Raw genomic sequence first — 21,789 nt, forward strand, 5'->3', positions numbered from 1 at the left:
CAATATAGTGCATAGTTAGCTTATCAGACTATCATAGATAAGGGGGATTTATTATGTCAGAAATGAAAGTAAATGATCTGCGTTCAGCCTTAGGGCTTTTGGCTTCAATACCGGGCCAGCTGATTGAAACGGACGAAGAAGTTCATCCTCATGCAGAACTGTCCGGTGTTTACCGTCACGTAGGTGCCGGCGGTACTGTTATGCGCCCCACAAAGGAAGGACCTGCCATGATATTCAATTATGTAACCGGTCATGAAGGCGCAAGAGTGGCAATCGGACTGCTGGCAAGCCGTAAAAGAGTAGGTTATTTGTTGGACGAAGCACCGGAACGGCTGGGCCATATGCTTAACGATGCAGTTAAGAATCCAGTAAAACCGGTCGTCATTGATCAGAAAGAGGCGAAATGCCAGGAAGTGGTTCATTATGCCTCCGATCCGGATTTTGATCTGCGAAAACTGGTTCCTGCGCCCACCAACACGGAAGAGGATGCAGGCCCTTATATCACAATGGGGATGTGCTATGCATCTGATCCGGAATCAAAGATTTCTGATGTTACCATACACCGTCTGTGCATTCAGGGCAGGGATGAGATCTCCATGTATTTTGTTCCAGGAGCCAGACATTTAAATGTATTTCGTGAAAAGGCAGAGGCAGCAGGAAAACCCCTTCCTATTTCCATCAGCATCGGTGTAGATCCAGCCATTGAGATCGCTTCCTGTTTTGAACCGCCTACAACACCCCTCGGATTTAATGAACTGGAGATCGCAGGAGCAATCCGCAAAAAAGCAGTTGAGCTGACTCCCTGCATTACCATAGATGAAAAATGCATTGCCAACGCGGAATATGTTATAGAAGGAGAGCTGCTTCCGGGTGTGCGGGTGAGAGAGGATCAGAATACCAATACAGGGAAAGCCATGCCTGAATTTCCCGGATATACAGGTCCTGCAAATCCCGAACTTCCCGTTATTAAAGTAAAAGCAGTCACCCACAGAATCAACCCCATCATGCAGACCTGTATCGGACCAAGCGAAGAGCATGTAAGCATGGCGGGAATTCCAACGGAAGCCAGCATTCTCCAGATGGTGGAAAAAGCCATGCCTGGAAAGCTGTTAAATGTGTACTGCGCTTCCAGCGGCGGCGGAAAATACATGGCAGTTCTTCAGTTTTGTAAAAAAATTCCAAGTGATGAGGGAAGACAGCGCCAGGCAGCATTACTTGCTTTCTCCGCATTCAGCGAATTGAAGCATGTTTTTCTCGTAGACGAAGATGTGGATCCGTTTGACATCAATGATGTAATATGGGCGATGAATACCCGCATGCAGGGGGATTCCGGTATTGTCTGCATTCCGGGAGTACGTTGTCATCCCCTGGATCCTTCCAATGATCCTTCTATTTCTTCTTCCATCCGGGATCACGGAATTGCATGCAAGACCATTTTTGACTGCACGGTTCCATTTGACCAGAAGAGCCGGTTTAAACGGGCGGAATTCATGGATGTAGATCCTTCCCGCTGGGTACCGGGTATACATTAAGGTCTTTTCATCTATTACCAGAGATGATATAATTAAAAAAGCAAAGATAAAAACACAGCTCATGGCATTTGTCATGGAGATCCGGTTGGTAGTCCGGACGGAAACGGTTTACTTCCGTTTCTAAGTAACCCTCCTCCTGGTCGTCCGTTCTTTGTCGAAACAATAAAAGGAGGAATTGTTATGGACAAGGTTTCGGTTGGATTTTCAGTATTTTTTGAGGAGCCCTTCTGGGTAGGCGTTCTGGAGCGGGAAGCGGATGGAAAGCTGTTTGTAAGCAAGGTCACATTCGGCGCAGAGCCTAAGGATTATGAGGTTAATGAATTCCTTCGCAAGAATTACTACAGGCTGAGGTTTAGTCCGGCTGTTGAGGCTGCTGCGAAAGTAAACAGTAAGAATCCCAAACGGATTCTGCGGGAGGTCCGCAGGCAGATTCAGAACACAGGAATCAGCACGAAATCCCAGCAGGCGCTGAAATTGCAGCAGGAAGAAGGAAAACTGGAGCGGAAACTTTTATCCCGGGAAGCAAGGGAAGAAGCAGAAAAGCAAAAGTTTGAGATGAAACAGCAAAAGAAAAAGGAGAAGCACAGGGGCAGATGATGCCCCTGTGCTTCTCCTTTTTCTTTTGTACGATATTGTATTAGAATGAAAGGAAAAACCTTAAAAAATAATGAATTAAGTCATATTCACTTTATGAAATAAACTGACGGCATTATTTTTTTTTGGTTTTTTGATTGTGAGAACATGAAAAACGTTTCTATCGTTAATAATTTAAATAATAAAACACAAATTAGTAAAGATAAAGTCAACCAAAATTCAGAGAAATTTCTCTTACTATCATCTCTTATTTGGTAAAAACATCTAAAAATAATTATAATTATTTAGTATTATAGTATATTGTATATAATAAATAAATGTGCAATAATAAATACACATTAAAACAAGTCAACCAATATTTAACACAAAAGTGGAGGTAGCGCATGGAGAGCAAAAAGAAAGGGTTAACGAAACTGTCTTTAGCAACGTGGATTTTAATTGCAACAATCGGTGGTATCGTATTTGGCTCAATTGTTGGACCGGCAGCCGGTAATTTGAAAGTTATTGGAGATATTTTTATCCGGCTGATTCAGATGTCTGTTGTACTTCTGGTTATGACGGCTGTTGCTTCGGCATTGGCAAATATTGATACAGGAAGTGCTGGTAAAATGGGGCTATATACGTTTATCAGTATTATTGTATTCACTTTAATCTCTGCCGGTATTGGACTCGCACTGGGGATGCTGTTCAAACCTGGCGAAGGGATATCGCTTACAGCCGGAGAGGTTCAGACAACGGAAATTGCAGCTACATCATTTAAAGACACGCTGCTGAATTTTGTTCCGACCAATATTATCGGTTCAATGGCAAACGGAGCCATGATCCCTTGTATATTATTTGCTGTCTTTTTGGGACTGGCTGCAGGAATGTATAAAAAACAGACAGGCAAATCCGGCATCGTTGACTGGCTTAACGAGATGAACGGAATTATCATGAATATTATTAAAATGGTCATGAAACTGGCGCCAATCGGTATATTCTGTCTGCTGGCGAATGTATCGGGTGCAATTGGTTTTAAAGTTGTAATACCTATGATGAAATTTCTGGGTTGTCTGGCACTTGGCGATATGATTCAATTTTTGCTTTATGGACCGGCCACGGCTGCTCTATGTGGAGTCAATGTGTTTAAAATGCCGAAAAAATTTGCCAATATGTCAATTATGGCTATGACTACAACTTCCTCCGCAATCTGTCTGCCGACGAAAATGGAAGATGAAGTAACAAAGTTTGGAGTCAGCCGGGAGGTGGCAGCATTCACAGGACCGATTACCATGTCTATGAACAGCTGCGGCGCGGTTCAGTGTTACGTACTGGCGATCTTATTCATGAGTCAGGCAACCGGCATCGTACTTACTCCCGGCCAATTGGGGATGGCCATTCTTCTTTCTGTATTAATGTGTATGGGAACAATTGTTGTGCCGGGCGGAATGGTCGTGACTTATACATTTCTGGCAGCATCGCTGGGACTTCCTATGGAAGCTATGGGCGTTTTGATTGGAATAGACTGGTTCTCAGGAATGTTCCGTACAGTGATGAACGTAGACGTGGATTGCATGGTTGCCATGGTGGTTTCTAAAAAACTCGGTGTATTGGATAAAGAAGTATATGATGAGGTTAAAACAGTTGAATATACTACAAATGTCTGATGATAAAGGGGAAGGAACAGGAAAACATGAATATTGATGAGATCGTATCACGGATCAGTGAAGATTTAGAGTATATAAAGCAATTTACTGCTACACCGGGAGAAGGCTGTACAAGACTGCCATTTACGCCGGAAGCAAGAAGTACGGTTGATTATCTGAAAAAAATAATGACAGAAGCAGGTCTTAAAGTACACGAGGATGAAGCTGGAAATGTTTTTGGTATATTAGAGGGGAAAGATCAGGAATTACCGTGTATTATGATGGGATCTCATTATGATTCTGTAGTAAATGGAGGAGATTATGACGGAATTGCAGGAGTCATTTCAGCCATTGAAGTTGCAAGACTGATGAAGGAAAATGATGTGAAACCATTACATACCTTTGTAGCGGTGGGCTTTTGCGATGAAGAAGGAATGCGCTTTGGAACGGGGTATTTTGGATCCAAGGCAATCCTGGGTCAGCTGGATGCAGAGTATTGCAGGCATTATACCGACAAAAACGGAGTCTCTGTTTACGACGCGATGATTGAGTATGGACTTGAACCGGAAAAAATCAAGGGTGCAAAATGGGATATCAGCAAAATCGGCAGTTTTATAGAGACACATATTGAACAGGGACCGGTGTTGGACAGCTGCGGTATTGAAATAGGGCTGGTGGAATGGATCGTAGGAATTCAACGGTATATGTTTACCGTTCATGGACGCTCAGATCATGCGGGAACAACTCCTATGGATATGCGCAAGGATGCTGTAGATGCGGCAACAAAAGTTATTTCTAAAATCCCGGATTGGGCGAGAGAGAAGGCGGATGGAACTGTTGCAACAGTGGGTTATATCAAGACGATTCCTGGCGGGATGAATATTGTTGCGCAGGATGTTGAATTTACCGTTGATATCCGTTCCAAAAACAATGATCATATCATTGATATTGTAAATAAGATCAATCAGACCTTACAGAAAGAAGCCGGAGCTTTCGACGGAAGCTATGAGAGCGATACAAAGCTGGTGATTACTCCGGTTAAATTATCGGATTTGATGCTTGATATTTCAGAAAAAAGCTGCATGGAACATGGATATTCTTACAAAAGAATGCTGAGCGGCGCGGGACATGACGCATTAGCCATAGGACAAATACTGCCGACAGTCATGCTGTTTGTTCCGAGCAAGGATGGAAGAAGCCATTGTCCGGTTGAATTCAGCAAGTACAGTGATATAGGGAAATCAATTCTTGTTGCATATGATTTGATTCAGAATCTGGATAACCAATAGTAAAAAACGGGACGGTATTACCGGTGATTTGATTATTGCAGGTATACCAGTCCTGTTTTTTTACAAAAATTAATGACTGTAATAAAAAGCGGTTGATTATACAATGATAATTTTAAAAGATAACCATTAAAAACTAAGCAAAATTAATGAAAGTATACGATATGCACAAATGAAATGCCGATAATTGGTTAAAATAACAATTGAAAATATAAAAATGTAGTGCGATAATATAAAAATAGGTTGACCGATTTTAATGTAATTTTAGAGAATTATCCAAAAACCTTATTGTTTTGGATAGGAGTTCTTTCGCAGATCTTGTATCGGTATTTCGATCAAAATCATGAACTGCATCCGACACAATATATTTTTCACTATGTTTCAGAAAATTGCATAAGGCAAGAAATTCCTCATAAGGAACGTCAGTATCATTGGTACTGTGTGCTAATAAAACAGCATGTGAAAGTGAGAAGTCCTGAGCGGACCGGAGAGAAAAATTCTGATAAAAATATTTTTCCCGATCATCAAAAAACTGTCCGATCCATTTACCTTTTTGTCTTGCATATACGTAAAGGCTGTAACAGGTATCCAGTTCTCCTACGGCAGTTATTTCCCTGGAGCGGTCCTGAATACATTTTTCTGAAACGGTGGGAAAACGGCAATAATAGGGACTGGGCTGATTGTACCAGTAATCCGTCAGAAAACCATAGCCATAGTAGGAGATGATTCCCAAAGGCGGCGTTACAAATGAATGGGAAGCAGCCAGAAGGCAAAGGTAAGCTCCGGCTGACCGGCCCCATAAAAAATAAGGGAGTGGTGCCAAAGAAATCGTAAGAGGCTGTTCCGTATAAAGCCGGATAGAAGCTTCCATGTCATTTAATATTTCCGGGATCTTAACAGCAGGTGCTAAGGGATAATCAAAAGCAGCAATTATATATCCGGCATTACACAATTCCTGAAGATGATACTGAGGCAGATCATCACGATGGCCGTAAAGAAGCCCGCCTCCATGAAAATACAAAATGACTGCTTTGGCAGTCAGGGAAGGATTGCTGTAAATACTGGCATATTTTGTATAAATGTCTGATTTTATATTGATTATTCTTTTGTTTATCATGGAATGCCTCCTTGCGATTTGAATTGTTAATTATTTAATTTGGTATTATAACAGAAAGATTTAATTTTGCAATAGTTAATTTTTATAGGGAAATGAAAGGAGCTTAATTATGGGATACATGAATAATAGTATTGGATACAGGGAAGAAGTGCTTTGCACAAGGTCAGTTATTAAGAAAAACAGATATGCAGTGATTGAGCCGGATGGATTAGTAAAGAATGTGATTCCGGGATTTGAAAATTGTGATATCACAATCCTGGGTTCACCGGAAATGGGAGCCTCTTTTGTGGATTATCTGGTTACAGCAAAAGAAGGAGGTAAGAATACAGCAGGTTTTGGCGGCGGCAAGCTGGAAATTTTCTTTTATGTGCTGGAGGGCAGCGTTACTGCGTGGAATGATGATCAGAACGTTCATTTGACGGAGGGAGGATATTTGTATTCGCCGGCTGGTAAAAAGCTGTATTTTGAAAATTCTGGTAAGGAAGATGCAAAAATATTTTTATATAAAAGACTTTATAGCCCGCTGGAGGGAAAAGAAGCGTATACAGTAGCAGGAAACATTAATGATGTTCCATGGGTGGAATATGAAGGGATGAAAGACGTGCTGGTAAAAGATTTTCTTCCTTCTGCAAAGGATCTTGCATTTGATATGAACATGCATGTTCTGAAATTCGAAATGGGAACCTCTCACGGCTATATCGAAACACATGTACAGGAACACGGAGCTTACATTTACTCTGGCAAAGGAATGTATATCTTAGACGGAGACTGGATTCCTGTAAAAAAAGGAGATTACATTTTTATGGATGCCTATTGTCCCCAGGCTGGATATGGAGTAGGCAGAAATGAGGATTTTGCTTATATCTATTCAAAAGACTGCAACAGGGATATAGAATTATAAATTAAATTAAAAACAGGAAAGAGGTAACAGGATGAGACTGTCACATGATGAGTTAAAAGAATTGATGAAAAATAAATTAAAAAAAGCTGGTTTAAGTGAAGAACATGCAGACATGACGGCAGATGTATTGGTTTGGTCTGATGAAAGAGGATATCATTCTCATGGTTCGGTGCGTATGGAATACTACAGTGAACGGATTGCAAAAGGAGGCATTACAACGGCTCCGAAATTTGATTATCAGGTGACAGGACCGTGTTCAGGAGTTTTGGACGCAGATAATGGAATCGGTTATGTTGGTGCCATTGTTGGTATGGAACGGGCGATTGAAATGGCCAAGGAAAATGGAATTGCGGTAGTTGGAGTTAAAAATATCTCTCACAGCGGTGCAATCGGATACTATGTAGAGATGGCAGCAAAAGCCGGACTGGTGGCTGTTTCTATGTGCCAGTCAGATCCGATGGCAGTTCCTTATGGGGGAACGGAACCATTTTACGGAACCAATCCGATTGCTTTTGGAGCGCCGACTGCGGATGACAGGAACGTGGTATTTGATATGGCTACCACGGTACAGGCCTGGGGGAAGATCCTGGATAAACGCTCCAGAAATGAGCAGATTCCAGATGACTGGGCTGTGGATGAAAAAGGAAGGCCTGTTACAGATCCGAATAAGGTAAATGCTCTGGTTCCGATTTCAGGAGCAAAAGGCTACGGCCTCATGATGATGGTGGATGTGCTTTCGGGAATCATGCTTGGACTTCCATTTGGAAAACATGTCAGCTCCATGTATCATGATCTGTCTGAGGGAAGAAATCTTGGTCACATACATATCGTTATGGATCCTTCCCGCTTCACAGATATGCAATCATTCAGAAAGAATATGTCGACTGTTCTTGATGAACTGGGAGCCATGCAGCCTGCGGAAGGAAATAGCAAGGTATATTATCCGGGCGAGAGAGCGTTATTAAGAAAAGAAAAACAGTACGCAGAAGGCGGAATAGAAATTGTCGATGATATCTACAACTACCTGATCAGTGAAGATGTACATTATGACAGATATGACCATAAAAACAGATTTGCTGACTAACAGGACAAAGGAGAGTATATGTTAAAAACGATTGTAAAAAAGGGAAGTTATCAGGATTCGGTGGTGCTGATGCTCTTGACGAATAAACTATCCTCCTTGGACGGGATTACAAAAGTATCAGTTATGATGGCGACGCCTGCCAATAAGGATATATATAAGCAGGGCGGTATGGATACAGATGAATTAATGAAGGCGTCCGCAAATGATATGGTAATTGTTGCTGATCTGGAAAACGAAAATCTGACAGACCAGATGATGGAAGAGGTAGAAAATTTCCTGAAAAATCAGGCAACTGCATCGGGCGGCGGGAAGAAAGAAGAAGGAGTGAAATCCTGGGAAGCTGCATTAAAAGCAGCTCCAAACGCGAACCTGGCAGTTATTTCCATTCCCGGTGCCTATGCTGCATTTGAAGCTGACCGGGCTCTGGATGAGAACCTGCATGTATTTATGTTCAGCGATAATGTATCAATTGAAGAGGAACTCCGGTTAAAGCAGAAGGCGCATAAGAAAGGGCTGCTGGTCATGGGACCGGATTGCGGAACCGGGATTATACAAGGTGTTCCCATTGCATTTACAAACAATGTAACGCCAGGTTCCATCGGCATTATCGGCGCATCAGGAACTGGAATTCAGGAGCTGACTACGATCATAGACCGCATGGGTGAAGGGGTAGCCAATGCAATCGGAACAGGCGGACGGGATCTTTCAGAAACTGTTGGAGGAATTACCATGATGGATTCCATTGATGCCATGGATCAGGATGACAGTACCAAAGTACTTATTGTTATATCCAAGCCTCCGGCAAAGGAAGTACGTGACCGGATTGTCTCAAAGCTGAGTAATTGTAGCAAGCCGGTTGTTACCGTGTTTCTGGGTGAAAAACCGGCTTACCATGAAGAAGGCTTCTATCATGCTTATACCTTGGACGAAGCAGCCAGAATTGCAGTCATGATTCTTAGAGGAGAGGAAATCAGTTATGGCAAGCCGCAGATGCCGGAAGGAAATTATTTTAAGAAAGAAGAGAAAAAAACAATAAAGGCTTACTATTCGGGTGGGACTCTTGCAGGAGAAGCAGCAATGCTGATCAAGGATGCTCTCCATCTTCAGATACCGCCGGAAAAGAAAAAAGGTTTTATGCTGCATACAGACGGTCACATTGTTGTGGATTTAGGAGATGATGAATATACACAGGGGAAACCCCACCCCATGATCGATCCGGCAAAGCGCGTGGAATGTATGAGAGATGCTATGGATGATCCGGATACGGGAGTTATTCTCCTGGATGTAGTGCTTGGCTATGGTTCTCATGAGGATATGGCAGGAGCTCTGCTGCCTGCAATCATTAATTTGAAGGAAAAGGCACAGACCGAGGACAGGAAAATTTTCTTTGTAGCAACCGTATGCGGTACTCGAAAGGATTATCAGGGATATGATAGTCAGATAAAAAAAATGACAGATTCTGGAGTGATTGTTTGCGAAAGCAATAAGATTGCAGTGGAAACTGCCATACATATCATCGGCAATCAGTTTGAGGAACCTGCAAAAGAAATCCGAAAAAAAGAATGCCTGCCTTGTGAAGCGGCTGTATCCAGTGCGCTGGTTGCCAGACTGATTTCAGAAAAACCAAAGCTGATTAACATTGGGTTGAAAAGTTTTGCTAAGGTAGCAGATGATTTTGGCTGTGAAACAGTACAGTTTAACTGGCTGCCGCCTGCAGACGGAAATATTGAACTTCTTCATGTTTTGCAGTTCCTTCGGAATTATGAGAATTACTTTATAGAGCAGGCAAACCGGTCGGTGATTGACAAGGTGGTCGCTGCACAGCCGGTTCTGGTTGATATACAGCCCGCCGCACAGCTTATTAAGGAATTAAACAGCGGGAAAGTGCTGCTGCATGCCGGTCCGCCGATTAAATATGAGAATATGCCGGATCCGGTAAAGGGTTCCTGCGTTGGGGCCGTATTATTTGAAAAATGGGCTGAAGATGAAGCTGGTGCCAGAAACCTCCTTGAAAACGGAGAAATTAACTTTATTCCATGCCATCATGTACAAGCGGTAGGTCCCATGGGAGGTATTACTTCTGCTCATATGCCCCTGTTTGTTGTGGAAAACAAAACCGACGGCAACTGTGCTTACTGCACCATGAATGAAGGTATCGGAAAGGTACTTCGTTTCGGCGCATATTCCGAAGAGGTGGTTAACAGACTGGACTGGATGCGGGATGTACTGGGACCGGTATTAGGACAGGCAGTCCGTACCATGGAAAACGGATTGAATTTAAATCCGATGATAGCAAAGGCAGTAGCAATGGGGGATGAATTCCATCAGAGAAATATAGCGGCATCCCTGGTGTTCTTAAAAGAGATGAGCCCGATTATAACCAGGCTGGAAATTCCGGAAAAAGACAGATCTGATGTTATCCAATTTCTTGCAGATACAGATCAGTTCTTTTTAAATATTATGATGGCAGCAGGAAAAGCTGTTATGGATGGTGCCAGAATGATTCAGGAAGGAACGGTTGTTACAGCCATGTGCCGGAACGGCGAAAACTTTGGAATCCGCATCAGCGGTATGGGGGATGAATGGTTCACAGCTCCGGTTAATACTCCACAGGGTCTTTACTTTACAGGATATGACGGAGAGGATGCAAGTCCTGATATTGGAGACAGCGCGATTACAGAGACCTTTGGAGTAGGGGGAATGGCAATGATTGCCGCACCGGCAGTTACCCGTTTTGTTGGAGCAGGCGGTTATGAAGATGCTCTGCGCACCAGTAATGAAATGACAGAGATTACCATTGACCACAATCCTAACTTTATTGTACCGACCTGGAATTTCCAGGGAATCTGTCTGGGGATCGATGCCAGACTGGTTGTGGAAAAGAGAATTACACCGGTAATTAATACCGGAATTGCCCATAAGATTGCCGGATATGGACAGATCGGGGCTGGTACGGTCCATCCGCCGGTTGAATGCTTTGAAAAGGCAGTAAAAGCTTATGCAGAAAAATTAGGATTTCAGGGTTAATCTGTTATTTTAAAGGGGAAGGGATACAGGTGAAGGAATGGAAAACAAAAAAGTAGTGATAGCCCTTGGCGGGAATGCTTTGGGAAATAATTATACGGAACAGCAGACAGCAGCTGCCAATACCGCAAAAGTAATTGTGGATTTAGTAGAAAAAGGCTTTGATTTAGTTATCACACATGGAAACGGACCTCAGGTAGGTATGATTCAGAAAGCAATGAATGTCGCTGAGAATCAGACCGCACCCCTTCCCACTTGCGTAGCTATGAGCCAGGGATATATTGGATTTGATCTTCAGAATGCGATAAAATATGAACTTTATAATAGGAAGATAGACAAAAAAGTATCGACGATCATATCCCAGGTTGAAGTGGATCCGAAAGATGAAGCCTTTCGGCATCCAACCAAGCCGATTGGCAGTTTCATGACAAAAGAAGAAGCTGATAAGAAAAAAGAACAGGGGATTATCTGCATAGAGGATGCCGGACGCGGCTACCGGGAGGTAGTAGCGTCCCCCATGCCAAAAGTGATACGTGAATTGGAAACGATCAAAACGCTTATGAATGCCGGTCATGTAGTCATAACCTGCGGAGGCGGAGGGATACCGGTTATCAATCAGGCAGGTAAGCTGACTGGCGTCAATGCGGTGATTGATAAAGATAATGTCAGTTGTCTGCTGGCCCAACAGATTAATGCTTATTTTCTGGTTATTCTCACAGCAGTAGAAAAAGTAGCGGTCAATTTTGGAAAGGCTGACCAGATCGATTTATCAGATATCAGCACAGAACAGGCAAATGAGTATATCAGCCAGAATCAGTTCGCTGCCGGGTCCATGCTGCCAAAGATTGAAGCGGCGGTCCGTTTTGCAGAATCAGGAGAGAACAGGCAGGCATTGATTACGCTGCTTGAAAAAGCACAGCTTGGATTAGAAGGAAAGACAGGAACCCTTATTCACAGATGACCGTAATTCCATATGCAGCACCAGATGATCAGGAGGAGAGATATGTATAAGATACTGCACGGGGAGAAATTGGCAGATCAGATTTACCTTATGGATATTGAGGCACCTCAGGTAACTCGTAATTGCCTGCCGGGCCAGTTTGTCATTGTAAAGACAGATGAAAAAGGGGAACGCATCCCATTGACAATATGCGATTATGACAGAGAAAGAGGAACTGTTACCATTGTTTTTCAGGTCGTGGGGGCATCTTCCTATAAACTTTCTAAATTAAAAGCCGGAGATATGATCAATGATTTTTCAGGCCCCCTTGGGACCCCCTGTGAATTTCTAAATGAGGATTTAGAACAGCTTAAAAAGAAAAATTATCTGTTTGTTGCCGGCGGAGTCGGAGCAGCGCCGGTATATCCTCAGGTTAAATGGTTTCATGAACATGGATTGGAAACAGATGTGATTATTGGCTCTAAAACAAAAGATATGCTTATTATGGAAGAGAAACTGAAAGCTGCAGCCGGAACGCTTTATGTAACGACAGATGACGGAACTTACGGGCGTTGTGGCATGGTAACGGAAGTAATAAAAGATCTGATCGAACGGGAAGGTAAAAAATATGATCATTGTGTCGCAATTGGTCCCATGATCATGATGAAATTTGTCTGTCTTCTTACAAAAGAATATGGTCTTCCTACAACCGTGAGTATGAATCCCATTATGGTTGACGGTACAGGAATGTGCGGAGGCTGCAGGCTCAATGTTGGAAACGATGTGAAATTTGCCTGTGTTGACGGACCGGAATTTGATGGACATAAAATTGATTTTGATCTGGCTATGAAACGGAATCAGATGTTTCAATCTTTCGAACAGGAGGCACACCAGCATGCAAGGCATGAAGGGTGCAGATGCTGCGGGGGTGAAAAATAATGAATGATTTAACGCGAATTCCGGTACGGGAGCAGGAACCAGAAATAAGGGCAGGTAATTTTGAAGAAGTGTGCCTGGGCTATGAGGAAGAGGAAGCCGTGAAAGAGGCTTACAGATGTCTCAACTGCAAAAAGCCGCTTTGCATAAGCGGCTGTCCGGTAGCAATTGATATTCCGGCTTTTATAATGGAAATCCAGCAGCGTAATTTTCCCAAAGCATACCAGGTCATCAGCAGGCATTCCGCGCTTCCGGCAGTATGCGGACGGGTGTGTCCCCAGGAGACTCAGTGCGAAGGGAAATGTGTCCGGGGAATCAAGGGGGAGCCAGTGGCAATTGGCAAGCTGGAACGCTTTGCAGCAGATTATGCATTGGAGCATGGCATATCACCGGAAAAGCCGGAGAAAACCAATGGCCATAAGGTGGCTGTGATTGGCTCCGGTCCTGCAGGAATCACCTGTGCGGGAGATCTGGCAAGGCTGGGGTATGAAGTAACAGTATTTGAAGCACTCCATAAGTTCGGAGGAGTGCTTGTGTATGGAATTCCTGAATTTCGTCTGCCGAAAGAAAAAGTAGTGGAAAAGGAAATTCAAAAAGTACAGGAACTTGGAGTGAAATTTGAAAAAAATGTCATTATCGGAAGATCAGTGACCATTGACCAGCTATTAGAGGAAGACGGATTTGAAGCGGTCTTTATCGGATCAGGAGCGGGGCTTCCGAGATTGATGGGGATTCCGGGTGAGAATGCAAACGGAGTGTTTTCAGCCAATGAGTATCTGACCAGGAGCAATTTGATGCGTGCATTTGATTCTTCCTATGATACACCTATTGCTGCCGGAAAAAGAGTGGCGGTAGTCGGGGGAGGAAATGTTGCGATGGATGCTGCAAGGACAGCTCTGCGGCTTGGCGCGAAAGTTCACATCATCTACCGCAGAGGTGAAGAAGAATTGCCGGCCCGGGCAGAGGAGGTCCATCATGCCAGGGAGGAAGGCATACAGTTCCATTTATTAAGAAACCCGAAGGAAATACTGGTCGATGAAAAAGGATATGTATGCGGGATCCGAGTTATAAAAATGGAGCTTGGAGAACCGGATGAATCGGGCAGAAGAAGACCGGAAGAAGTAGCGGGCTCAGAATACGTCATTGATGCAGATACGGTAATCATGGCTCTGGGAACATCTCCGAATCCCCTGATCTCCTCCACTACAAAGGACCTTAATGTGAATAAATATGGCTGCATCATAGCGAAGGAAGAAAACGGGCAGACCTCGAGAGAGAATGTATTTGCGGGCGGAGATGCAGTTACAGGAGCGGCAACAGTTATTCTGGCAATGGGTGCCGGAAAAAACGCAGCGATTGGCATTCATGAATATTTGACAAAGCAGGAGGAAAAAAATGAATATACCGACTAATTTGTTTATGTGGATCATTGCTGCTTTGCCAATTGCCACATTACTGATACTTATGATTAAGTTTCAGTGGGGTGCTACAGAGGCAGCACCTGTAGGGCTGGTCATTGCAGTGATAAGTGGTATTATCTTTTATAAAGCTGATTTTCAGCTTCTTGCAGCAGAAAGTACCAAGGGAGTCTGGAGTTCCATTGTTGTACTGACGATTGTGTGGCCCGCAATTTTGCTGTTTGAAGTAGTTGATGAGGTAAAAGGCTTTGCAGTTATAAGGAAAGGAATGCAGAAACTGATACCAAATGAATTGCTTCAGCTGCTTGCCATGAGCTGGATATTTGTCAGTTTCCTGCAGGGGATTACCGGTTTTGGAGTTCCTGTTGCGGTTGGAGCACCCCTGTTAGTAGGAATGGGAGTCTCTCCGCTATGGGCGGTTATTATCCCTCTGATTGGACATGCATGGGGGAATACATTTGGGACGCTTTCTGTAGCATGGCAGGCGTTAGCGATGTCAGCGGGCATGGAAGCCGGGACAGAAATGTACTTAAAGACTGCACTGTGGGCTGCTTCGTTCATCTGGATCTGGAATATTATTACAGGAGTCTCGATCTGCTGGTTTTACGGCCGGCTAAAAGCCGTAAAAAAAGGCCTGCCGGCAGTTCTTATCATGTCGCTGATCCATGGCGGCGGCCAGTTGGTGCTGACTCAGGTTAATACCATGCTTGCATGCTTTATTCCGGCTTGTATTGCATTCGTTGTTATTTTTATCCTTGGGAGAACAAGGCTGTATAAAGATCCCTGGAAAATAGAGGACAGCAGGATCATGAATCAGGACTATTCATCTGATGTGAAAGAGGATATTCCTCTGAATATGAAAATGAAAGATGCGTTCGTTCCTTACATAATATTGACCGGAATCACACTCTTTGTATTGTTGATTCCAGCGGTAAAAGGTTATTTGGGGAAAATTTCTTTTGGTCTTTCTTTTTCAGAAACAACAACTGGTTATGGATTTGCAAATGGTGCGGTATCCAGTTATTCCCCCATATCGCCGCTGATCCATTCAGGAACGTTTTTGTTCCTCGCCTCGGTGGCAGGACTAATGTTTTATAAAAGCCATGGCTGGATCAGGGAGAATGGTATAAAAAAAGTTTTTATGCGTTCTCTGCAAAAGACCATTCCGTCAGGTATTGCAGTAATCGGTTTTATAATTATGTCAAAAATAATGAGCGGAACTGGTCAGACAATGGTGCTTGCTTATGGAATTTCTGTAGTATTAGGCAAAGGATATGCGATTTTGGCACCGGTAGTAGGAATGCTTGGCTCATTTATGACAAGCAGCAATATGGCTTCCAATATTTTGTTTGGGGAATTTCAACTTACCACTGCAAAACTGCTGGGATTAAATACAGCGGCAATTCTGGGAGCCCAGACAGCAGGGGGAGCGATCGGCAATACAATCTGTCCGGGTAATATCATACTTGGAACGACAACGGCAAATATTCTGGGAAAAGAAGGACTGGTATTGAAGAAAATCATGCCGATTACTTTATCCGCAGCGGCTATTGTAGGTGTGATTCTATTTATTACACAGGTTCTGTTATAAAGTGATAAAGGGGAAAGGAAACGTGTATATATGGAAGAATCGAAAACTCCATTTTTAAAAACAAAAGAAGGCGGATTAACAATTGCATTTTCAGTAATTATTGCAGCATTTTTTGTTGAAGTTTATGGACTGACAATGGATCAGGAGTTCGTATATATTGCAGGATTTTTAATTATATTAGCAGCTATTATCTATTCTCCGGTGGATGTATTTATTATAAAAAAGAAGTAATGGGAGGCTGTTTAATTAGCAGTTGACTTTATACCGGAAAATAACGATAATACTCTTAGAATATTACTTGCATTATAGTTTGGAATCAGGAAACAGGAAGCCAGACTATAATGCAATGTAAAATAATAGGAGAAGATGAATGATAGATGAAACAGAGTTTAATAAAAGGAATAATCTGATGACCTTGAGAAGATATCTTCAGCTTACGCAGCGGGAATTCATTCAGCAATATTTTGTTGACACAGACGGAAAGAATGAAATTAGCCTGTCTACACTATCGAATCTGGAGACTAAGGGAGGGGCACGTCTTGATGATGTATTGGAACGGATTTCAGGACAGTTAAATTTTGATGTCAGTGCATTTCAGATGAGTACCGACAAGTTTATGAATAATCTGGTAATTCTTGTTCCCAGAGATATTAATAATAAAAACAGCCAGGAAGATACGATTACAAACAAAAATACCAACGTCAATGTATTGCTTAATCGTCTGACTAACTATTTTGCAGATGAAGTATTTTCAGGAAGATTAAATCCGGGAGATAAAATTGAATCGGACCGTAATCTTGCCGAGTTATTTGAAGTTGGGAGATCTGCTATTCGTGAGGCATTGAAGGTGCTTGACGTTTTGGGTTTAATTGAAATCCGGCCGGGCCAGGGGTCTTTTCTTTGCAACGATGGTTCTAATTTTTTTATGATTCCGCTGTCCTGGTCCTTGTTTTTGAATACTGACCAGATAGAAAGTATGTTAGATGTACGTTATGCGTTAGAAGTAATGGCTGCAAGAATGGCAGCATCTCATGTTCAGAATAAAAATCTGGATGAGTTAAATGATATATTTTTTAAGATGTATGCGGCGTACCATGATCAGGATTATAATATGTTCCTCGAGCTGGATATGGAATTTCATTTAGCAATCTCAAAGTGCTCGGAAAATGATGTAATACACCAGTTAATCCGGACTATAATTAATTTTATGAAAAATGTAAGTTCAAGCGGTATGGCAAATATGGAACAATTACAAAATATATATGATGAACATCAAAAGATATACGGATTCATCATCGCACATGATGTGGAAGGTGCTGAAAATGCGATGAGGGAGCATCTTCAGGCATCCAGAAAACGATATAATTTTCAGTAATAAAACAGGACAGCTACCTATAATATACAGTCAATTGCAGAAACAGGAGAAATGGTTTAAACATATGCTCATAAGAATAAGAATAATACAAATGTCTGAATATATTAAGAAAGTACTGGAGAAAGAAAAAACGGGATATATTCATTCTGTCTACAGGAAAACTATAAATATGAGCTTTGGGAATCAATTAATCGCCTTACAGCTGAAAGGTTCTGCCCTGTCGCCTTTGAGTATTATAATTGACGCAGATGAATCTGATTTTTTTGCTGTCAAATTGCAGGCAGGAGAAAAGGCAGAGAGAACAGCCCAGGGAATTGTTATTTCGAATATTAATTTCTACCAGGAAAATACGGATATAGTGGATTTAAAACCAAATCGTATGAGAATGGAACAGGGTCTGCTTCTGTATTATGGAATCATTGAACTGCTGAAAGAGAAAAAGGTACTGGATTTATTTTTTTATAAGGGAAAGGCTGTTTGCAAAACAACCATTGCGCTTTATGCAGAACGTATTATTCAAGCTTTTACGGAAAATTTTAATCATGGAAAATATGAGGAAGCTGCTGGCGAAATAATACGTCTTATAGGATTAGGCAAAGGGCTGACACCATCGGGAGATGATTTTTTATGCGGGGTATTGGCTGGATTAACGTGTTTTTCCGGAATGCCGGAAGCAGACGGAATGTTATATTATCTGAGAAAATATATAGCAGATGCAGTAAAAGAGACGAACGATATCAGCGGAGCATTTTTGAAATGTGCTGTTGATGGATATTACAGTGAGGCGATAATAAAGTTACCAGAGCAGACTGATGAAAAGAAAATTGCAGATTTATTTTCAGATATCGGTCATAGTTCTGGAGCAGATACTTTATGTGGGATCTATTTTATAGTTGAAACCCTGAAGTTTATAATGTATGGAAAAGATAGTGATTAACTGAAACGGCGAAAAATGGAGAGCACAGGGGCAGAGAATGCCCCTTTTTTGTTTCAGCGGGTCTTTTGCAGGAAGAGATTACTTATTGCATGGGGATAGAAGGAAGGGTATAATCGATTCTATATTAACAAAAGCAGGTGAAAGAATGTACATAGCAGATTTACATATTCATTCCCGGTATTCCATGGCGACCAGTAAGGACTGCACACCGGAGCAGCTGGACCTCTGGGCGAGACGAAAGGGAATCGGGATTCTCGGTACCGGTGATTTTACCCATCCGGCATGGAGGGAAGAATTAAAAGAAAAACTGATTCCAGCGGAGGATGGGCTTTATATGTTAAAGGCGGAGTACCGCCTGGAGGGAGAAAGCACCTCCGATTCCCTGATTCCCCGTTTTGTTATTTCAGGAGAAATCAGTTCTATTTATAAAAAGAACGGAAAGACAAGAAAGGTACACAGCCTCCTTCTCCTGCCCGGACTGGAAGCGGCAGAGAAGCTTTCCATGAAGCTTGAGGCGGTGGGCAATATCCGTTCTGACGGAAGACCCATCTTAGGACTTGACTGCCGCAGCCTTCTGGAAATGATGCTGGAGACGGACCCGCGGGCAGTTTATATACCCGCTCACATCTGGACGCCCCATTTTTCCCTGTTTGGTGCCTGTTCCGGTTTTGATACCATAGAAGAGTGTTTCGAGGATCTGACTCCGCATATTCATACATTGGAAACCGGACTTTCTTCTGATCCTTCCATGATCTGGGGAATATCCGCGCTGGACCGTTTCCAGCTGATATCCAACTCCGATGCCCATTCTCCCGCAAAGCTGGGAAGGGAAGCCAGTCTATTAGATATGGAGCTGTCCTTTGAAGGACTTTCTCATGCTTTAACCACTGGCAGAGGATTAATGGGAACCATTGAATTTTTCCCGGAGGAAGGGAAATACCACCATGACGGTCATAGAAAATGCGGGATTTGTTTTTCCCCTTCTGAGGCAGAGCAGCATTCCGGTATATGCCCGGTCTGCGGCGGGAAGCTGACCATGGGAGTATCCCACCGGATTGGGCAGCTTTCTGACCGGGGAGAGGGGTTTGTGCTTCCACAGGGCAAACCTTTTGAAAGTCTGGTACCGCTGCCGGAGGTGATTGCTGCCTGTCTTGGGTATTCTGCCGCAAGCAAAAAGGTTCAGAATCAGTATTTTGAATTGCTGCGGGGGCTGGGAGCTGAGTTTGACATCTTAAGAAACATTCCTCTTGAAGATATCAGACGGATATCGGATCCGCTGATTGCAGAAGGAATCAGCCGGCTCCGGGAAGGAAAAGTAAAACGGATACCGGGATATGATGGAGAATACGGAATAATAAAGCTGTTTGATTCTGATGAGTTTTCTGCGGGTAAAAAATGAGGAAAGGATTACAACAGATGACAGAAGAGAAAACGAGAGCAATTCTTAAGAAGCTGGATGAAGTATACGGAGTGACAAAAGAAGGGTTCTATCATGATCAGCCCTGGCAGCTGCTGGCAGCCATTATGCTCAGCGCACAGAGTACAGATAAACAGGTGGAAGAGGCTTTGCCTGACTTTTGCAGACGGTTTCAGACTGCTGATCAGCTTGCCGATGCTCCTCTGGAGGAAATTGAGGATACTATCCGTTCCATTGGTCTTTATAAGAATAAAGCGAGAAATTTAAAAAAATGCTGTACTCAGATCGTGAATGAATATGGCGGTGAGGTTCCGGCCAGAATAGAGGAGCTGTTAAAGCTGGCGGGAGTGGGAAGAAAGACAGCCACCCTGTTTCTTGCCGATGCGTATGAAATTCCGGGAGTTACCGTGGATACCCATGTATTCCGGATATCCAGACGGCTGGGATGGGCAGAAGGAAACAATCCGGTGAAAGTGGAACTGGAGCTTCAGAAGGTTCTGCCTGAGGAACATTGGAACCGGATTAACTTTCAGCTGATTTATCACGGGAGAGAGGTCTGCACAGCCAGGATGGCCAGGTGCGGGGAATGTGTGCTGGGGGAATGGTGTGAGAGAAAGCTGTAGGGATTTAAGAAAGTAACCGACAAAGTATAAAAGGAGACGGAATAATGAAATTAATGTTTAAACAACGCTTTTTTTCCTGGTTTGACAGTTATGATATCTATGACGAGGCAGGCAATCCTGTTTTTACAGTCAGCGGAAAACCTGCGTGGGGACATAAATTGGAAATCTATGACAGAAACGGCAGTCATCTGGCGACTTTAAAAGAGCAGATATTCACGTTTCTTCCCCGGTTTTATATTATTATAAACGGTGAAACGGTTGGCACAATAACAAAAGAATTTACTTTTTTCAGACCCTCATTTAACATCGACTGTAATGGCTGGGAGGTAAAAGGAGATTTTTTTGAATGGGATTATTCCATATACTCCAGAGAGGGAAACGTTGTGGCACAGATAGAAAAACAGCTCTTCCGCTTAACGGATACTTATATTATTGATGTGGGAGAAGAACGGGATGCTCTTTTGGCATTGATGGTGGTTCTTGCCATTGATGCTGTTAAATGCAGTCAGGATAATCATTAGAAAAATAATTAAAAAAAGGATTGACTACTACGCAGCGTCATACTCTATGATTATATTTGTCAGGAGGAATTTGATATGAATACCAGGGAGGCAGCCGGAATTACCGGCATCAGTGTGCGTACTTTGCATCACTATGACAAGATTGGTTTGCTGTGTCCAGACCGTGATCCGGATAACGGTTACAGGAACTATTCCAATGAAGATTTAGATCTGCTGCAGCAGATTTTATTTTTCAAGGAATGCGGATTTTCTCTTAATGAAATCAAGGGATTTCTTACCAATCCAAAGTTCGACCGGGAAAAAGCATTTGTTCTGCAAAGGGACTGTCTGCTGCAGGAACAGAAGCGTATCAATGCCATGCTGAAGACTCTTGATAAGACAATTAAATCATGGAAGGGAGATAAAACAATGACGCAGTCGGAAAAATTTTATGGCTTTGGGAAAATACACAACCCTTATGAAGAAGAAGCCAGACGTCTTTGGGGAAATGAAGCTGTGGACCAAAGCAATGAAAAGCTGGGATCCATGACCGAAGAGGAACAGAGCCAGGTATTTGAAAATATGGATCAGATGTTTCGTGAGCTGGCAAAGCTTTGCAGGAAATCACCTGAATCAGAAGTGGTACAAAATGCAATAAATAACATGTACCGTTTTTTCAATGAGAACTTTGGTGTTACCTATTCCCTGGAAGCATTTGCAGGCCTGGGTCAGCTTTATATATCAGACTCACGCTTTACTCAGAATATAGATCAGTATGCAGAGGGACTATCAGCATTTTTATGTAAAGCTATGGGATATTATGCAGACAGCCAGAAGAACAGCTAAAACAATAAAAATACAGCACTGCTCCACCCTTAATTATGGGGTG

The 21,789-nt window shown here is 42.8% G+C and carries 18 protein-coding genes and 1 pseudogene; 18 read left to right on the top strand and 1 reads right to left on the bottom strand.

Going from position 1 to position 21,789, the window contains the following annotated elements; genetic code table 11:
- Positions 1 to 62 precede the first annotated feature (62 nt).
- The 4 genes from V7D18_RS17030 to V7D18_RS17045 all read left to right on the top strand — a co-directional run bounded on the left by V7D18_RS17030 (position 63) and on the right by V7D18_RS17045 (position 5,040).
- Entirely contained in the window at positions 63 to 1,532 is a 1,470-nt protein-coding gene (locus V7D18_RS17030; protein WP_426155930.1) for a UbiD family decarboxylase, read from the top strand.
- A gap of 180 nt (positions 1,533 to 1,712) precedes the next feature.
- A complete protein-coding gene (locus V7D18_RS17035; RefSeq protein ID WP_426155874.1) occupies positions 1,713 to 2,129 on the top strand; it encodes a YjdF family protein in 417 nt (138 codons plus the stop codon).
- A gap of 380 nt (positions 2,130 to 2,509) precedes the next feature.
- Positions 2,510 to 3,772, top strand: a complete 1,263-nt coding sequence (locus tag V7D18_RS17040; protein WP_426155876.1) for a dicarboxylate/amino acid:cation symporter — start codon at positions 2,510 to 2,512, stop codon at positions 3,770 to 3,772.
- A 26-nt stretch (positions 3,773 to 3,798) separates the two neighbouring features.
- Complete coding sequence (locus tag V7D18_RS17045) at positions 3,799 to 5,040, top strand: Zn-dependent hydrolase (RefSeq protein ID WP_426155877.1); 1,242 nt, start codon at positions 3,799 to 3,801, stop codon at positions 5,038 to 5,040.
- 250 nt (positions 5,041 to 5,290) lie between these two features.
- Here V7D18_RS17045 and V7D18_RS17050 read toward each other — a convergent pair whose 3' ends face one another.
- Positions 5,291 to 6,154: an alpha/beta hydrolase gene (locus V7D18_RS17050; protein WP_426155878.1), complete on the bottom strand. Its 864-nt coding sequence runs from the start codon at positions 6,152 to 6,154 to the stop codon at positions 5,291 to 5,293.
- A 109-nt stretch (positions 6,155 to 6,263) separates the two neighbouring features.
- On the opposite strand from V7D18_RS17050, the gene allE reads away from it, so the two are divergent.
- From allE to V7D18_RS17120, 14 genes and pseudogenes are all read left to right on the top strand, one after another.
- Positions 6,264 to 7,055, top strand: a complete 792-nt coding sequence (gene allE / locus V7D18_RS17055; RefSeq protein WP_426155880.1) for a (S)-ureidoglycine aminohydrolase — start codon at positions 6,264 to 6,266, stop codon at positions 7,053 to 7,055.
- A gap of 31 nt (positions 7,056 to 7,086) precedes the next feature.
- Positions 7,087 to 8,139, top strand: a complete 1,053-nt coding sequence (allD, locus tag V7D18_RS17060) for an ureidoglycolate dehydrogenase (protein ID WP_426155882.1) — start codon at positions 7,087 to 7,089, stop codon at positions 8,137 to 8,139.
- A gap of 18 nt (positions 8,140 to 8,157) precedes the next feature.
- Positions 8,158 to 11,166: an acyl-CoA synthetase FdrA gene (gene fdrA / locus V7D18_RS17065; protein WP_426155884.1), complete on the top strand. Its 3,009-nt coding sequence runs from the start codon at positions 8,158 to 8,160 to the stop codon at positions 11,164 to 11,166.
- A 37-nt stretch (positions 11,167 to 11,203) separates the two neighbouring features.
- Positions 11,204 to 12,124, top strand: coding sequence for a carbamate kinase (gene arcC, locus V7D18_RS17070; protein WP_426155886.1), 921 nt, complete (start codon positions 11,204 to 11,206; stop codon positions 12,122 to 12,124).
- A 42-nt stretch (positions 12,125 to 12,166) separates the two neighbouring features.
- On the top strand, positions 12,167 to 13,042 hold the full coding sequence (locus tag V7D18_RS17075) for a sulfide/dihydroorotate dehydrogenase-like FAD/NAD-binding protein (RefSeq protein WP_426155888.1): 876 nt from the start codon (positions 12,167 to 12,169) through the stop codon (positions 13,040 to 13,042).
- Positions 13,042 to 14,451, top strand: a complete 1,410-nt coding sequence (gene gltA, locus V7D18_RS17080) for an NADPH-dependent glutamate synthase (RefSeq protein ID WP_426155890.1) — start codon at positions 13,042 to 13,044, stop codon at positions 14,449 to 14,451. Before V7D18_RS17075 ends, gltA begins: the two co-directional genes overlap by 1 nt.
- The gene (locus V7D18_RS17085; protein ID WP_426155892.1) at positions 14,435 to 16,048 is read left to right on the top strand and encodes an L-lactate permease; all 1,614 of its coding nucleotides are present in this window, start codon (positions 14,435 to 14,437) and stop codon (positions 16,046 to 16,048) included. The genes gltA and V7D18_RS17085 overlap by 17 nt, the downstream gene beginning before the upstream one ends.
- A gap of 30 nt (positions 16,049 to 16,078) precedes the next feature.
- Entirely contained in the window at positions 16,079 to 16,279 is a 201-nt protein-coding gene (locus tag V7D18_RS17090) for a hypothetical protein (RefSeq protein WP_426155894.1), read from the top strand.
- 139 nt (positions 16,280 to 16,418) lie between these two features.
- Positions 16,419 to 17,423 (top strand): FadR/GntR family transcriptional regulator, encoded by a 1,005-nt coding sequence (locus V7D18_RS17095; protein WP_426155895.1) that lies wholly within the window; start codon positions 16,419 to 16,421, stop codon positions 17,421 to 17,423.
- Between the two features lie 169 nt (positions 17,424 to 17,592).
- Positions 17,593 to 18,360 carry a DUF2877 domain-containing protein gene (locus V7D18_RS17100; RefSeq protein ID WP_426155897.1) on the top strand — a complete coding sequence of 256 codons (768 nt, stop codon included), beginning with the start codon at positions 17,593 to 17,595 and terminating at the stop codon, positions 18,358 to 18,360.
- 145 nt (positions 18,361 to 18,505) lie between these two features.
- Positions 18,506 to 19,738, top strand: a pseudogene (locus V7D18_RS17105) (endonuclease Q family protein); the annotation flags it as partial.
- Positions 19,739 to 19,776: 38 nt separating this feature from the next.
- Positions 19,777 to 20,400, top strand: coding sequence for an endonuclease III (gene nth, locus V7D18_RS17110; protein ID WP_426155899.1), 624 nt, complete (start codon positions 19,777 to 19,779; stop codon positions 20,398 to 20,400).
- A gap of 44 nt (positions 20,401 to 20,444) precedes the next feature.
- The gene (locus tag V7D18_RS17115; protein WP_426155901.1) at positions 20,445 to 20,921 is read left to right on the top strand and encodes an LURP-one-related/scramblase family protein; all 477 of its coding nucleotides are present in this window, start codon (positions 20,445 to 20,447) and stop codon (positions 20,919 to 20,921) included.
- Between the two features lie 75 nt (positions 20,922 to 20,996).
- Complete coding sequence (locus tag V7D18_RS17120; RefSeq protein ID WP_426155903.1) at positions 20,997 to 21,746, top strand: MerR family transcriptional regulator; 750 nt, start codon at positions 20,997 to 20,999, stop codon at positions 21,744 to 21,746.
- The last annotated feature ends 43 nt before the right edge of the window (positions 21,747 to 21,789 follow it).

It is taken from the genome of Lacrimispora sp. 38-1, from assembly GCF_049890855.1.
GTDB lineage: Bacteria > Bacillota > Clostridia > Lachnospirales > Lachnospiraceae > Lacrimispora.

Bases quoted from the DNA above. Each gene is read 5' to 3' on its own strand.
- V7D18_RS17075 (WP_426155888.1), top strand. From the start codon at position 12,167: ATGTATAAGATACTGCACGGGGAGAAATTGGCAGATCAGATTTACCTT.
- V7D18_RS17085 (WP_426155892.1), top strand. From the start codon at position 14,435: ATGAATATACCGACTAATTTGTTTATGTGGATCATTGCTGCTTTGCCA.
- V7D18_RS17090 (WP_426155894.1), top strand. From the start codon at position 16,079: ATGGAAGAATCGAAAACTCCATTTTTAAAAACAAAAGAAGGCGGATTA.
- nth (WP_426155899.1), top strand. From the start codon at position 19,777: ATGACAGAAGAGAAAACGAGAGCAATTCTTAAGAAGCTGGATGAAGTA.
- allD (WP_426155882.1), top strand. From the start codon at position 7,087: ATGAGACTGTCACATGATGAGTTAAAAGAATTGATGAAAAATAAATTA.
- V7D18_RS17040 (WP_426155876.1), top strand. From the start codon at position 2,510: ATGGAGAGCAAAAAGAAAGGGTTAACGAAACTGTCTTTAGCAACGTGG.
- V7D18_RS17115 (WP_426155901.1), top strand. From the start codon at position 20,445: ATGAAATTAATGTTTAAACAACGCTTTTTTTCCTGGTTTGACAGTTAT.
- V7D18_RS17100 (WP_426155897.1), top strand. From the start codon at position 17,593: ATGAGCTTTGGGAATCAATTAATCGCCTTACAGCTGAAAGGTTCTGCC.
- gltA (WP_426155890.1), top strand. From the start codon at position 13,042: ATGAATGATTTAACGCGAATTCCGGTACGGGAGCAGGAACCAGAAATA.
- V7D18_RS17120 (WP_426155903.1), top strand. From the start codon at position 20,997: ATGAATACCAGGGAGGCAGCCGGAATTACCGGCATCAGTGTGCGTACT.
- V7D18_RS17030 (WP_426155930.1), top strand. From the start codon at position 63: ATGAAAGTAAATGATCTGCGTTCAGCCTTAGGGCTTTTGGCTTCAATA.
- arcC (WP_426155886.1), top strand. From the start codon at position 11,204: ATGGAAAACAAAAAAGTAGTGATAGCCCTTGGCGGGAATGCTTTGGGA.
- V7D18_RS17095 (WP_426155895.1), top strand. From the start codon at position 16,419: ATGATAGATGAAACAGAGTTTAATAAAAGGAATAATCTGATGACCTTG.
- fdrA (WP_426155884.1), top strand. From the start codon at position 8,158: ATGTTAAAAACGATTGTAAAAAAGGGAAGTTATCAGGATTCGGTGGTG.
- V7D18_RS17035 (WP_426155874.1), top strand. From the start codon at position 1,713: ATGGACAAGGTTTCGGTTGGATTTTCAGTATTTTTTGAGGAGCCCTTC.
- V7D18_RS17050 (WP_426155878.1), bottom strand. From the start codon at position 6,154: ATGATAAACAAAAGAATAATCAATATAAAATCAGACATTTATACAAAA.
- allE (WP_426155880.1), top strand. From the start codon at position 6,264: ATGGGATACATGAATAATAGTATTGGATACAGGGAAGAAGTGCTTTGC.
- V7D18_RS17045 (WP_426155877.1), top strand. From the start codon at position 3,799: ATGAATATTGATGAGATCGTATCACGGATCAGTGAAGATTTAGAGTAT.